The sequence below is a fragment of the Qipengyuania mesophila genome (assembly GCF_019711655.1).
Lineage (GTDB): Bacteria > Pseudomonadota > Alphaproteobacteria > Sphingomonadales > Sphingomonadaceae > Qipengyuania > Qipengyuania mesophila.
In genome coordinates this window covers 211,503-224,480 of record NZ_JAIGNU010000002.1, presented here as the reverse complement: position 1 = coordinate 224,480, position 12,978 = coordinate 211,503, and the positions used below count along the sequence as shown (strand labels likewise).

14 protein-coding genes are annotated in these 12,978 nt (G+C 66.7%); 13 read left to right on the top strand and 1 reads right to left on the bottom strand.

Going from position 1 to position 12,978, the window contains the following annotated elements; genetic code table 11:
* Nucleotides 1–18 precede the first annotated feature (18 nt).
* Nucleotides 19–1,437 carry a sigma-54-dependent transcriptional regulator gene (locus tag K3181_RS10775; protein ID WP_221603112.1) on the bottom strand — a complete coding sequence of 473 codons (1,419 nt, stop codon included), beginning with the start codon at nt 1,435–1,437 and terminating at the stop codon, nt 19–21.
* Nucleotides 1,438–1,624: 187 nt separating this feature from the next.
* Between K3181_RS10775 and K3181_RS10770 the strand changes: the two genes are divergently transcribed.
* The 13 genes from K3181_RS10770 (at nt 1,625) to K3181_RS10710 (ending at nt 12,914) form a co-directional block, all read left to right on the top strand.
* Nucleotides 1,625–1,750, top strand: coding sequence for an aa3-type cytochrome c oxidase subunit IV (locus K3181_RS10770; RefSeq protein WP_221603111.1), 126 nt, complete (start codon nt 1,625–1,627; stop codon nt 1,748–1,750).
* Between the two features lie 9 nt (nt 1,751–1,759).
* Nucleotides 1,760–2,881 (top strand): NAD(P) transhydrogenase subunit alpha, encoded by a 1,122-nt coding sequence (locus K3181_RS10765; protein WP_221603110.1) that lies wholly within the window; start codon nt 1,760–1,762, stop codon nt 2,879–2,881.
* A 142-nt stretch (nt 2,882–3,023) separates the two neighbouring features.
* Nucleotides 3,024–3,308: an NAD(P) transhydrogenase subunit alpha part 2 gene (locus K3181_RS10760; RefSeq protein WP_006833497.1), complete on the top strand. Its 285-nt coding sequence runs from the start codon at nt 3,024–3,026 to the stop codon at nt 3,306–3,308.
* A 122-nt stretch (nt 3,309–3,430) separates the two neighbouring features.
* Nucleotides 3,431–4,879 (top strand): NAD(P)(+) transhydrogenase (Re/Si-specific) subunit beta, encoded by a 1,449-nt coding sequence (locus K3181_RS10755; RefSeq protein ID WP_425594551.1) that lies wholly within the window; start codon nt 3,431–3,433, stop codon nt 4,877–4,879.
* A gap of 1 nt (nt 4,880) precedes the next feature.
* Complete coding sequence (locus K3181_RS10750; RefSeq protein ID WP_221603109.1) at nt 4,881–5,225, top strand: hypothetical protein; 345 nt, start codon at nt 4,881–4,883, stop codon at nt 5,223–5,225.
* Between the two features lie 53 nt (nt 5,226–5,278).
* Complete coding sequence (locus tag K3181_RS10745) at nt 5,279–6,472, top strand: parallel beta-helix domain-containing protein (RefSeq protein WP_221603108.1); 1,194 nt, start codon at nt 5,279–5,281, stop codon at nt 6,470–6,472.
* Complete coding sequence (locus tag K3181_RS10740) at nt 6,469–7,470, top strand: SO2930 family diheme c-type cytochrome (RefSeq protein WP_221603107.1); 1,002 nt, start codon at nt 6,469–6,471, stop codon at nt 7,468–7,470. Before K3181_RS10745 ends, K3181_RS10740 begins: the two co-directional genes overlap by 4 nt.
* Nucleotides 7,467–8,447 carry an alpha/beta fold hydrolase gene (locus K3181_RS10735; RefSeq protein WP_221603106.1) on the top strand — a complete coding sequence of 327 codons (981 nt, stop codon included), beginning with the start codon at nt 7,467–7,469 and terminating at the stop codon, nt 8,445–8,447. Before K3181_RS10740 ends, K3181_RS10735 begins: the two co-directional genes overlap by 4 nt.
* A gap of 78 nt (nt 8,448–8,525) precedes the next feature.
* Complete coding sequence (locus K3181_RS10730; protein ID WP_221603105.1) at nt 8,526–9,215, top strand: aspartate/glutamate racemase family protein; 690 nt, start codon at nt 8,526–8,528, stop codon at nt 9,213–9,215.
* Between the two features lie 131 nt (nt 9,216–9,346).
* Complete coding sequence (locus K3181_RS10725; protein WP_247715072.1) at nt 9,347–10,477, top strand: S8 family serine peptidase; 1,131 nt, start codon at nt 9,347–9,349, stop codon at nt 10,475–10,477.
* A 133-nt stretch (nt 10,478–10,610) separates the two neighbouring features.
* Entirely contained in the window at nt 10,611–11,771 is a 1,161-nt protein-coding gene (locus K3181_RS10720; protein ID WP_221603104.1) for a deoxyguanosinetriphosphate triphosphohydrolase, read from the top strand.
* Nucleotides 11,764–12,465, top strand: coding sequence for an NAD(P)H-binding protein (locus K3181_RS10715; protein WP_221603103.1), 702 nt, complete (start codon nt 11,764–11,766; stop codon nt 12,463–12,465). The genes K3181_RS10720 and K3181_RS10715 overlap by 8 nt, the downstream gene beginning before the upstream one ends.
* On the top strand, nt 12,465–12,914 hold the full coding sequence (locus tag K3181_RS10710) for an ABA4-like family protein (protein WP_221603102.1): 450 nt from the start codon (nt 12,465–12,467) through the stop codon (nt 12,912–12,914). Before K3181_RS10715 ends, K3181_RS10710 begins: the two co-directional genes overlap by 1 nt.
* Nucleotides 12,915–12,978: the final 64 nt, after the last annotated feature.

Here is a 12,978-nt window from a genome sequence, read left to right as displayed (position 1 = left end):
CCGGCGGGGTACCGCAGGTCAGGCGGCGTTGTCGATCCCGAGTTCGGAGAGCTTGCGGTACAGCGTCGACCGGCCGATGCCGAGCCGGCGGGCGACCTCGGTCATGCGGCCGCGATAGTGGCCGATGGCGAGGCGGATGATGTCGGCCTCGATCTCCTCGAGCGGGCGAACGTTGCCGTCGTCGGTGTAGAGCAGCACGCCGAGCCCGCGCGAGCGGCTCTCGCCGCGATCGGGATTGTCGCCGAGCAGTTCGGCGAGCTGGGGGAAGCTGTGCGCGGTCAATGCCTCGCGCTGTTCGAACACGCAGGCGCGGAACAGCACTGCCTGCAGCTGGCGGACGTTGCCCGGCCAGTCGTAGGCCTCGAGCAGCGACAGCGCGCTGTCGGCGATCGAATGGTGCTTGAGCCCCGGCTGTTCGCCGATCCGGCTGAGGAAATAGCGCGTCAGCGCAGGGACGTCGCCGAGCCGCTCGCGCAGCGCCGGGAGGCGGATGCGCGTGGCGGACAATTGCTCGAGCAGCGCCTGCGAGAAGCCGCCTGCCGCGACGAGATCGTCGAGCGCGCAATCGCTCGCGGCGAAGACGCGCAGGTCGATGCGGAAGCCGTGCGAGGCACCGGTCGGGCGGACGATGCCGCTGGCGAGGCACTCGGCGAGGCGTTCCTGCTGGTCGAAGGGGATGCGGTCGACCTCGTCGAGGATCAGCGTGCCGCCGTCGCATTGCTCGATCAGCCCGGTCTGGCGGTCGAAGGCGCCCGCGATGGCGCCCTTCTCGTGGCCGAAGAGCAGCGATTCGAGCGAGGCGGGTGCCATGCCGCCGCAATGGACTACCTGCATCGGCGCCTTGGCGCGAGTGCTGGCCGCGTGCATCGCGCGGGTGAGCATGTCCTTGCCCGTCCCGCTCTCACCCTCGACCAGCACATGCGCATGGCTGCGCGCAGCTGTCGCCGCCTTGGCCAGCGCGGTGCGGAACGGCGCGGCGGTGCCGACCATGGCGTCGAAATCGACCGGATGCGGCAGCTTCTCTGTCAGCGGCTGGAGTTCGGCGCGGGGGCGCGCGGCGTTCCTCGCGCTGGCGAGCGCCTGGAGCAAGCGATCGGGGCCGACCGGCTTCACGAGATAATCGGTTGCACCCGCGCGCATCGCCTCGACCGCCAGCAGCGGCGAGGTGCTGGCGGTGAGCATCAGCAGCGGGGCCTGCGGCCGCGCCGTGCGCAATTCGCGAATGAGGTCGCAGGCGGCATCGCCGGGGACCCACTGGTCGAGCAGGATCGCCTGGACATCGGCACCTTCGGGGGAGGCGAGCGTGGCGAGGGCGTCCTCGCCGCTGGCGACGGTAAGCGTGCGCCAGCCTTCGCGCGCGGCCAGCGCGGCCACGAGCCGGCTCTGTGCCGGTTCGTCGTCGATCAGCATCAACAGGCGCGATTGCCGTGTCGCCATTGGGTTTCCCGTGCTCCCTTGTGCCCCGCGGACGCCAGACCACGCCCCGTGTCCTGTCCCTATCGCAATAGGGTAAAGAGCGGATTAAGCGCGGGGCACCGGGGAAGCCGCGATTGCGGGGCTTGAGCGCCGCCGCCCTCCGCGATAGACCCGGCGCAACACAACTATCACACAGGGACTTTTCGTCATGCAATCCGCCAACGACATGAAGGCGCACTCCAAGACCTACGGCTCCTTCATCGGCATGCTCAAATGGGCGGTCCCGCTGATCGCCCTGATCACCCTGCTCGTCGTCATCCTGATTTCGGACTAAGCGCCGCCAGTGCGCATTGCGGTGCTGAAGGAGCGCGCATCCGGTGAAAACCGGGTCGCACTGACACCCGAAACGGCGAAGAAGTTCGCCGCGCTCGGGGCCACTGTCGCTGTCGAGGAAGGTGCCGGCTCCGGTGCCTCTGTCACCGACGAGGCGTACCGCGAGGCAGGGGTCGAAGTCGGCCCCGCTGCGCAAATCGTGAAGGATGCCGACATCGTGCTCGGCGTCCAGGCTCCGGACCCGTCCGCGCTGGCGGGCGCGAAGCCGGGTGCCTGGGTTGCGGCCACCTTCGATCCCTTCCGCAATGGCGAGCTGGTCGAGGCCTATGCCAAGGCCGGCTTCGAGGCGCTGAGCATGGAATTCATGCCGCGCATTACGCGTGCGCAGAGCATGGACGTGCTGTCGAGCCAGTCGAACCTCGCCGGCTACAAGGCGGTGCTGGTCGCCGCAAACACCTATGGCCGCGCCTTCCCGATGATGATGACCGCCGCCGGCACGGTGCAGGCGGCCAAGGTCTTCGTGATGGGTGTGGGCGTGGCGGGCCTGCAAGCGATCGCCACCGCCAAGCGGCTCGGCGCGCAGGTCAGCGCGACCGACGTGCGCAGCGCGACCAAGGAACAGATCCAGTCGCTCGGCGCCAAGCCGGTCTTCGTCGAGAATGTCGCGGGGATCGAGGGCGAGGGCTCGGGCGGCTATGCCACCGAAATGTCCGAGGAATACCGGACAGCGCAGGCGGAGCTCGTCTCCTCGCACATCGCCAAGCAGGATATCGTCATCACCACTGCGCTGATCCCGGGCAAGCCCGCGCCGCGGCTGATCTCGGACGCGCAGATCGCCAGCATGAAGCCGGGCAGCGTGATCTTCGACCTCGCGGTGGCGCAGGGCGGCAATGTCGAAGGCTCGAAGCCCGACGAAGCGGTGGTGAAGCACGGCGTGACCATCGTCGGTTTCTCGAACACCGCCGGCCACCTCGCCGCCGACGCCTCGGCGCTGTTCGCGCGCAATCTCTACAATTTCCTGTCGGCCTTCTGGGACAAAGAGGTGGGCAAGCCCGTGCTCGACGAGGAGATCGGCGATGCCGTGCGCCTGACGCAGGGCGGCAAGGTCGTGAACGATAGGCTGGCGGGTTGAAGTTTTCCGCAGTCGATCTTGGAGCCGCAGTACTACTCGTCGGCGCAATCCTGTTCTGGATCGTCAAGTACAGTACTTACGAGACAAATCCGCACGTTCGCATTCAAAGCGTACCGGCTGGCGGAGATGGAGGGGAATAGACATGGACTTCATTTCGATCCTGTCGATCTTCGTGCTGGCGTGTTTCGTCGGCTATTACGTGGTCTGGTCGGTCACGCCCGCGCTGCACACGCCGCTGATGGCGGTGACCAATGCGATCTCCTCGGTGATCATCGTTGGCGCGCTGATCGCGGCGGCGGCGGCGGACGTGCCCGGCGCGAAATGGCTGGGGCTGCTCGGCATCGTGCTTGCGAGCGTGAATATCTTTGGCGGGTTCGCGGTGACGGCGCGCATGCTCGCCATGTACAAGAAGAAGGAGAAGAAGTGATGCGGGCGCTCACTGCACTCCTTCGTCGCCCCGGACATCGATCCGGGGCAGCGCTTCCTTCGAGCGCCGCTTCCGAAGAAAAGCACCGGGCCCGGATCAAGTTCGGGGTGACGTTTGCTCTTGTGGCTGCCTACTTCGCAACCCCGGCCTCGGCCTCGACCGGCGCCCCCGTGAACCCCTGGGTCGCGCTCGCCTATCTCGCCGCCGGCGTGTTCTTCATCCTCGCGCTGCGCGGCCTGTCCTCGCCCGCGACGAGCCGGACGGGCAACCGCTTCGGCATGATCGGCATGCTGATCGCGGTGGTGACGACGCTGATTACGCATGAGGTTGCCAACGTCGTCGAGATTGGCGTGGCCATCGCCATTGGCGGCATCGTCGGTTTCGTGATCGCCCGCCGCATCGCGATGACCTCGATGCCCGAGCTGGTCGCGGCCTTCCACAGCCTCGTTGGCCTCGCCGCGGTGCTGGTCGGCTGGGCTGCCTATCTCAATCCCGGGTCCTTCGGCATCCTCGGTGCGGACGGGATCGAACCGGTCTCCAAGGTCGAGATGGGGCTCGGTATCGCCATCGGGGCGATCACCTTCTCGGGTTCGGTGATCGCCTTTGCCAAGCTGTCGGGGCGGATGAGCGGTTCGCCGATCCTGCTGCCCGCGCGCCACGTCATCAATCTCGGCACGCTCGCCGCGATCGTCGTGCTGACCGCTCTCTTCGCGATGGCCGGCCCTGCCGAGACCATGCCGCTCATCATCGGTCTGACGGTACTCGCCTTCCTCATCGGCTTCCTGCTGATCATCCCCATCGGCGGGGCCGACATGCCGGTCGTGGTCTCGATGCTCAATTCCTATTCGGGCTGGGCCGCGGCGGCGATGGGCTTCACGCTCGGCAATACCGCGATGATCATCACCGGAGCGCTGGTCGGCTCTTCGGGCGCGATCCTCAGCTACATCATGTGCCGCGCGATGAACCGCAGCTTCATCAGCGTGATCGCGGGCGGCTTCGGCGCCGACGAGAGCGCGGGCGGAGGCGAGGCGAAGGAGCAGCGCCCCTACAAGCAGGGCAGCGCCGAGGATGCCGCTTTCATGCTCGAACAGGCCGAGAAGGTCATCATCATCCCCGGCTACGGCATGGCGGTGGCACAGGCGCAGCACGCGCTGCGCGAGATGGCCGACGTGCTCGAGGACAAGGGCGTCGAGGTGAAATTCGCCATCCACCCGGTGGCGGGGCGCATGCCGGGGCACATGAACGTGCTGCTCGCCGAGGCCAGCGTCGATTACGACAAGGTCTTCGAGCTCGAGGACATCAATTCCGAATTCGCGCAAGCCGATGTCGCCTTCATCATCGGCGCCAACGACGTGGTCAATCCGGCGGCCAAGACCGACAAGTCCAGCCCGATCTACGGCATGCCCGTGTTCGACGTCGACAAGGCCAAGCAGGTCTTCTTCATCAAGCGCAGCATGGGCGGCGTGGGCTATGCCGGGGTCGACAACGATGTTTTCTACATGGACCAGACGATGATGTTGCTGTCCGACGCGAAGAAGATGGTCGAGGAAATCGTGAAGGCGCTCGACTGACGTGAAACGGCTTGTGATCGTGCTCGCCCTGCTGGCGGTCGCCGGGGCGCTCCTCTGGGCGACCGTAGGTGGCGGCCTGCAGGGGAGCGTGGAAGAACGGCTCCAGGCCGAATTGGTCGCGCGCGGCCTGCCGCAGCCGATGGCCGAATGCATGGCCGGGCGGATGGCGGAACGCCTGTCGGTGAACCAGATCCGCAAGCTCATGAAGCTGGCACCCGAAGAGGGCGAGGCGGACATCCCGCTGAACGTCGCCGAGTTCCTCGAGCGCGTCCGCCGGGTGGACGATCCCGAAGTGCTCGAAGTGGCGGCGGGTTCGGCAGCTGTCTGCGCCTTCTCGCAGCGCTGACGCGCTTGCAATCATTCGCCCTTGCGGCACAATAGGTTGCAAGGGAGAGACTCATGACCATCAGACCGACGCTTGCCGCCGCGCTGCTCGCCACCGCCGCGCCCGCTATTGCCGCCACGCATGATATCGCTCCGGGCGAGAATGCGCAGGAGGCCCTGCAAGAGGCGCTGATCCTTACCGAGCCAGGCGACGAGATCGTGCTGGCGGCGGGGCGCTACGAGCTCACCGACGGGCTCAGTCTCGATGTAGACGGAGTGACGCTGCGCGGGGCAGGGATGGAGGGCACCGTGCTCGATTTCACCACCCAGGCCGGATCGGGCGAGGGACTGCTGGTCACGAGCGACAATGTCACCCTGCGCGATTTCGCGCTCGAGAACCCCAAGGGCGACGGGATCAAGTCCAAGGGCGCGGACAATATCGTCTACCACCGTATCCGCGTGACCTGGACGCGCGGGCCGCACCCCGAAAACGGCGCCTATGGCATTTATCCGGTCGAGAGCGACGGCGTCCTCGTCGACGGGGCCAAGGTCACCGGCGCCTCCGACGCGGGCATCTATGTCGGCCAGTCGAACCACATCACCGTGCGCAATTCTATCGCAGAGGCGAATGTCGCCGGGATCGAGATCGAGAACAGCCGCAACGCGCTCGTCGAGCACAATGTCGCCACGCGCAACACCGGCGGGATCTTGGTGTTCGACCTGCCCGCGCTGCCGGTGATGGGCGGCGGCAACGTCATCGTCGCGAATAACCTTGTTGTGGCCAACGACACGCCCAATTTCGCGCCCCCGGGCAATATCGTCGCGGGCGTGCGGCGCGGAACGGGCATCCTCGTGATGGCCAACGACAAGGTGCTCATCGAGAACAATATCCTGGCGCAGAACCCGACTGCCCCGGTGATGGTGATCGCCTATACGCAGGGCTTCGACGACGAACGCTACAACCCGCTTCCTCGCGATGTGGTGGTGGGCGACAACCTCTATGACGGGGGCGGCTACGATCCGCAGCTCGACGGGGCCGAGATGCTCCTCGCGGCCTTCGGTGGCGAACTCCCGCCGGTCCTGTGGGACGGGCTCGGCAGCCTTTCGGCGGTCGAAGGGACCTCTGGATGGAGCCTCAACCTGACCGAGCAGGGCAAGGGCCTCGACGCGGCGCAACCCGGCCCGCTGGCGGTCTCCGCACCTGCAGGCGAATTCGATCGCAGCGGCATCGGTGCACCTTCCGCGCTCGACGAGAGGCTCGGCGGATGATCCGCAAGGCCATCTTCGGAGCCGCGTTGCTGAGCGCGGTGGCGGCGATGGCAACCGCGCCGCGTATCGACACCGATGCGGCGATCATGGATCCTGGAATGCCGCGAACGCTGTCGGCCTACGGATTCTTCGCCGATCCTGCCGCGCAAATCCCCAATGCGCGAGTGACGCCCTACAGGCTCAACACGCCACTTTATTCGGACGGGGCGGAGAAACTGCGGTTCGTCTACCTGCCCGATGGCACAACCATGGCGGCCGATGGCGAGGGCCTGCTCGACATCCCAGTCGGTGGCGCGCTGATCAAGACCTTCGCTTTCGGCGAGGGCGAGGACCGCCGCCTGGTCGAAACGCGCGTTCTGCTGCACCGTGCCGACGGCTGGCTCGCGCTGCCCTATCTGTGGAACGAGGAACAGACCGACGCGCAGCTGGCGATCGCGGGCGCACGAGTCCCTGTCGTCACGCCCGGCGGCGAGGCGATCAGCTACCGCGTGCCGAACAAGAACCAGTGCAAGGAATGCCACGGGCTCGACGGAGCGGTGGTCCCCATCGGCCCCAAGGCGCGCAACCTGTCGCACGAATGGCTAGCCGCGATGGTCGAGGCAGGCCACATCGACGAGATGCCCCGCGATGCGGACCAGCTGCCCGTATGGGAGCATCGCGACAGCGCCAATCTCACCGCCGCCGCGCGCGGCTATCTCGATGTCAATTGCGCGCATTGCCATCGCCCCGGCGCGACCGCCTCGAACAGCGGGCTGGACCTCAGGTGGGAGCAGCAATCGCCCGACGCCGTCGGCATCGGCAAGCGCCCCGTCGCGGCCGGGCGCGGGGCCGGCGGGCACCTGTTCGATATCGTCCCTGGCGCGCCCGACAGCTCGATCCTGACCTATCGCATGGGCAGCCCCGAACCCGGTGTCGCCATGCCCGAACTCGGCAAGGCCACGGTGGACGAGGCAGGGCTCGACATCGTCCGCCGCTGGATCGAGGAGATGGCGCCGTGAAATGGCTCTGGCGCATTCTCGGCGGGCTGCTGCTCGCGCTGGTGGTCGCGTTCTTCGTGCTGCGCGTACCCGATACCGATCCCGATGCGATGTACGCCAAATACGGCGCCCCGCCTTCGCGGATGCTCGCGATCGACGGCGACCGCCGCATCCATGTCCGCGACGAGGGACCGCGCGATGCGCCGGTCATCATCCTGCTCCACGGTTCGAATTCCGACCTGCACACCTGGCAAAAGTGGGTCGACGAGCTGAAGCTCGACTATCGCGTGATCCGCTACGACCAGCGCGGGCACGGACTGACCGGGCCGGCCCCCGACGGGAATTATGAGCTCGACGGCTTCATTTCGGACATCGATGCGGTGACCGATGCGCTCAATGTCGGCCGCTTCACCCTGGTCGGCAACTCGATGGGCGGGGCGATCGCCATGGGCTACGCCATCGCCCATCCCGAGAGGCTCGACGGGCTGGTGCTGGTCGATGCGGGCGGTGCACCGATCGAGCGCGAAGGGAGCGGCAACCTGGCCTTCCGGCTCGCCGGCTCGCCCGTGATCGGCGATGCCATGAGCCAGCTCCTGCCGCGCTCGCTGGTCGCCAAGAGCCTCTCGCAGAGCGTTTCGAACCAGCAGGTGGTCACTCCCGAGGCGGTCGATCGCTATTGGGAGCTGGCGCGTTACCCGGGCAATCGCGCGGCGACGCGCAAGCGTTTCTCGACGCCGCGCAAGAGCTTCGCCGCCGAAGCCGTTGCCAAGGTCCACGTGCCGACGCTGGTCATGTGGGGCGAGGAGGATGCGCTGATCCCGTTCGACGCGGCGCGCTGGTACATGGCCCAGCTGCCCAATGCGACGCTCGCCAGCTATCCGGGCATCGGCCATATCCCGATGGAGGAGGCGCCCGAACGCAGCGTTACCGACCTCGAGGTCTGGCTTTCCGAGGTGCTTGCCTCGAAGGATACCACGGTGGATGGAACCGCCTCGTAACCCAGCCGTTGCAACCCACTGATACGCGGGCCAACCGCGATCGACTGGACGACAGGGCGGAAGAAGAGGGATCAAGGCTTGCGCAAGCTCGGCATTATCGGGGGGATGAGCTGGATCTCGACCCGCGCCTATTACGAACGGATCAACAAATTCGTGCAGAAGCGCGCAGCCCCGATGGCGAGCCCGCCGCTGCTCATCGAGAGCCTCGACTATGCGCCCATCGCGGCGGCCAAGCAGGCCGACGACTGGGACGCGATCGCCGCCACGCTGGTCGATTCCGCGCGCCGCCTCGAAACCGCCGGGGCCGAAGGTCTGGTGATCGCCGCCAACGCCATGCACAAGGTTCACGAGCGGCTGACCGAGGCCGTGTCGATTCCCGTGCTCCATATCGCGGACAGCGTCGGCACGGCGATGGAAGAGGCCGAATGCAAGAGCGCCGCGCTGCTCGGCACGCGGTTCGTGATGACCGAGCCTTTCTATCGCCAGCGGCTGGTCGCGCATGGCGTGAACCTGCTCCCGCCCAATCCCGACGACGTCGAGATGGTCGACGGGATCATCTACAAGGAGCTGATGCTCGGCCGCGTCACACGCGGCGCCGAACGCGCGCTCAAGACCATCATCACGATGAAGGAAAAGGAAGGTGCCGAGGCGATCGTGCTGGCCTGCACCGAGCTCGAGCTGGTGGTCGACACCGATGCCAATGTGCTGCCCGTGTTCGATTCGACTGATATTCACTGCCGCGCGGCGGCGGAATGGATACTCGATTGAAACCCAACTTGTAAGAATGCGACATTTCGGCGACAGGTCCCGGGCATTCGGTGCAAATTAACCATGCACCGATTGAAGCTGGCGTAGATCGCCGCATGCTGCCCTTCCCACTCAAGGGAAGGGACTGGCTTATGAACATGAAACTGGGTCGCCTTGCGGCCGCGAGCATTGTTGCGCTCGCGGGTGCAGGCATCGCTGCGCCTGCTTCGGCGCAGAAGATCGAAAACAGCTATATTTGCATCTTCCAGCCCGGCCTCGTCGCCAAGGGCAACGTCAAGGCCGAGGCGGCTCGCGCCGCTCAGACAGCCAACGGGCAGGTCAAGTTCGAATACCAGAACACGATCCGCGGCTTTGCGGTGAATGCGTCGGCACAGGGCATCGCCAACATGCAGGCGAAGAACCCGCGCATCGCCTATTGCGAGCAGGACCAGATGATGACCACCGTTGCCAAGCCGGGTGACGGCGCGAAGGGCAAGCCCGGCGGCGGCACGACCCAGCCTCCCGAACAGACCCCTTGGGGCATTGCTCGTGTCGGCGGCGGTCAGACCGGTGTCACGCGGCGCGCCTGGGTCATCGACACCGGTGTCGACATGGATCACCCGGACCTGAACGTGAACCAGACCGAAGGCGCGACCTTCATCGCCCGCACCAGTACGCCCGATGACGACAACGGCCATGGCAGTCACGTCGCGGGCACGATCGCAGGCATCAAGGGCAACGGCATCGGCACAGTCGGCGTCGCCGCCGGTGCGCAGATCATCCCGGTGAAGGTCCTCGACCGCCGCGGTTCGGGCTCCAACAGCGGCGTGATCGCCGGGGTCGACTATGCCGGTGCAAACTTCCAGCCCGGCGACGTCGCCAACATGAGCCTCGGCGGCGGTTTCAGCCAGGCGCTCAACGATGCCGTCATCGCCGCTGCAGGCAAAGGCCTGAAGTTCGCGCTCGCCGCGGGCAACGAGTCGACCGATGCCAACACCAAGTCGCCCGCTTCGGCGAATGGTGCCAATATCTACACGATCAGCTCGTTCGCGCAGGGCGACAACTGGTCGAGCTTCTCCAACTACGGCAACCCGCCGGTCGATTTCGCCGAGCCGGGCTCGTCGATCTATTCGACCTACAAGAATGGCGGCTACGCCACGCTGTCGGGTACCTCGATGGCCAGCCCGCACATGGCCGGCCTGCTGCTGCTCGGCACGCCCCGCAGCGGCGGCACTGTGAATGGGGATCCGGATGGAAATCCGGACACCATCGGCATCAACTGATCTCGGTTGGGTCGCACCTCGATCGGGCCGCACGTCATCGGGCGTGCGGCCCTTTCTTTTGGCCGAAAACCGGCTGGGTTCGCTATTCGTTCACGTTGTCGGCGGGCGGCATGAACTCTAAGCCCGCGCATCAATGAACAGAGCTCCCTACGCCTCCGACCCTGCCGCGAGCCGCGGGCGCGAATTCGGCGAAGAACGCGAAGGATCACGCGGGCCGCGCAGCGAGTTCCAGCGCGATCGCGACCGCATCGTCCATTCGATCTCCTTCCGCCGGCTGCGCTCGAAGACGCAGGTGTTCGTCTCGCCCGACGGCGACCACTATCGCACCCGGCTGACGCACAGCATCGAGGTCGCCCAGATCGGCCGCGTCCTCGCGCGCGAACTGGGCCTCGACGAGGACCTGACCGAGGCCCTGTGCCTTGGACACGACATCGGCCATCCGCCCTTCGGCCATGCCGGCGAGCAGGCGCTCGAAGAAGCCATGGCCGCGGCCGGTGGTTACGATCACAATGCGCAGGGGCTGCGCACGCTGGCGCGGCTCGAAAGCCCCTATTGCGACCACGAGGGGCTCAACCTCACCTGGGAAACGCTCGAGGGTCTGGCCAAGCACAACGGTCCGCTCGCCGAGCCCAGCTGGGCGCTCGCCGAGATCGACCACGCGTTCCCGCTCGACCTTCACAGCTGGCCCTCGCTCGAGGCGCAGGTCGCCGCGCTTGCCGACGACATCGCCTATGACAATCACGATATCGACGACGGCCTGCGCGCGGGCTTTCTCGATCTCGACGATTTGCTGGTGCTCGACTGGCTCGCCGACCAGTGGCGCGCGGTCGAAAGGCGCTTTCCGCATGCCCCGCGCGACCGCCAGCTGCGCGAGCTGATCCGCACCCAGATCGGACTGATGGTCAACGACATGCTGTCGCACACGCGCGAACAGGTCAAAGACATCGGCAGCGTCGAGGAAGTGCGCGGCGCGGGACGCCAGCTCGCCGGTTTCTCGCCGACGATGCGCGAGCAGGAACGCGTGCTCAAGCGCTTCATGTACGACCGGCTCTACTATCACGAGGAACAGCTTGCCACGGCCAAGCGCGCGCACGACGTGATCGCGAAGCTGTTCGCCGCCTATCATCGGGATCCCACCGCCATGCCCGCCGACTGGCTTGCCAGCCTGCCCGCGGCCGAGCCGCAGCGCAGCCGCCACATCGCCGATTTCATCGCCGGCATGACCGATCGCTATGCCATCACCCAGTGCGCCCGCATCTACGGTCGCATGCCCGAGGGGCTGAGCAATGTCTGACTCGGTGCGAATCGCACTGGTCGGCGCCACCGGCCTGATCGGTTCGGCGGTCATGGCGCAATGTGTCGGGCGCGAGGATGTGCGGCTGACCGGCATCGCCCGACGCGAGACCAAGCTGCCGAGCGGCATCCGCATGGAACTGTTCGTCGCCGACCCGGCGAAGTGGGGCGAAGTGATCGAGGCGGTCCGCCCGCGGGCGATGATCTGCGCTCTCGGCACCACGTGGAAGAAGGCGGGCGAGGACGAGGCCGCCTTCCGCGCTGTCGACCACGATCTCGTGCTCGCCACGGCAAGGGCGGCGAAGGAGCAGGGAGTCGAGCGTTTCATCCTCGTCAGCTCGGTCGGGGCCGACCCGCTCGCCAAGACCTTCTACCTGCGCGTGAAGGGCGAGACCGAGCGCGAGGTGACCAAGCTGCGCTTCGACCGGCTCGACATCCTGCGCCCTGGGCTGCTGCGCGGCAAGCGCGCGGAGGACCATCGTCCTGCCGAGAGGCTGGGCCTGGCCGCGGCGCCGCTCGGCAATCTGCTGCTGCACGGCAAGTATCGCCAGTACCGCGCAATCCCGGCGGACGTGGTCGCACAGGCGGCGTTGGCGCTCGCCAAGCGCGCGGCGCGCGGGCGCTTCGTCCACGACAATGACGCGGTCCACCGCGCCGCCAGGACTCTGCCGCTCATCGCGCCGGAACCGGCGTAATGTGGGACACGGTCTTCGGCGCGGCGAACCTGCTGGCAATGGTCATGTGGACGGCGCTGGTGCTGCTTCCGCGCTGGCCGGCCCTGCTCTCGGCCATACTCTATCTCGGCGTCGGGCTGCTGTGCCTTGCGTATGCAACCGGGATCATCGGCATAGTGTCGGGCGGCTTCGATCCCGGCGGGGCACGGGCACCGATCGACTTCTCGACCATCGCGGGCATTCGCGCGATCTTCGCCAGCGATGGCGGGGCGACCATCGGCTGGATCCACTATCTCGCCTTTGACCTCTTCACCGGGCTCTGGATCGCACGCGATGCCGACGCCAAGAAGTTTTCGCGGCTGGTCCAGGCGCCGGTCCTCTTGGCGACCTTTGTGGCGGGGCCGCTCGGCCCGCTGCTGTGGCTCGGTCTGCGCGAAAGGCGCGCCCGGGCAGGCGGGCGCTGGCGCTAGTGCGAATCGGGTTGCACGGCGCAACCGACATGTCATGATGCTCTCAAAGCTGATAACAGCGGAG

Bases quoted from the DNA above. Each gene is read 5' to 3' on its own strand.
- K3181_RS10775 (WP_221603112.1), bottom strand. From the start codon at position 1,437: ATGGCGACACGGCAATCGCGCCTGTTGATGCTGATCGACGACGAACCG.
- K3181_RS10770 (WP_221603111.1), top strand. From the start codon at position 1,625: ATGCAATCCGCCAACGACATGAAGGCGCACTCCAAGACCTACGGCTCC.
- K3181_RS10760 (WP_006833497.1), top strand. From the start codon at position 3,024: ATGGACTTCATTTCGATCCTGTCGATCTTCGTGCTGGCGTGTTTCGTC.
- K3181_RS10745 (WP_221603108.1), top strand. From the start codon at position 5,279: ATGACCATCAGACCGACGCTTGCCGCCGCGCTGCTCGCCACCGCCGCG.
- K3181_RS10740 (WP_221603107.1), top strand. From the start codon at position 6,469: ATGATCCGCAAGGCCATCTTCGGAGCCGCGTTGCTGAGCGCGGTGGCG.
- K3181_RS10725 (WP_247715072.1), top strand. From the start codon at position 9,347: ATGAACATGAAACTGGGTCGCCTTGCGGCCGCGAGCATTGTTGCGCTC.
- K3181_RS10720 (WP_221603104.1), top strand. From the start codon at position 10,611: ATGAACAGAGCTCCCTACGCCTCCGACCCTGCCGCGAGCCGCGGGCGC.
- K3181_RS10715 (WP_221603103.1), top strand. From the start codon at position 11,764: ATGTCTGACTCGGTGCGAATCGCACTGGTCGGCGCCACCGGCCTGATC.
- K3181_RS10710 (WP_221603102.1), top strand. From the start codon at position 12,465: ATGTGGGACACGGTCTTCGGCGCGGCGAACCTGCTGGCAATGGTCATG.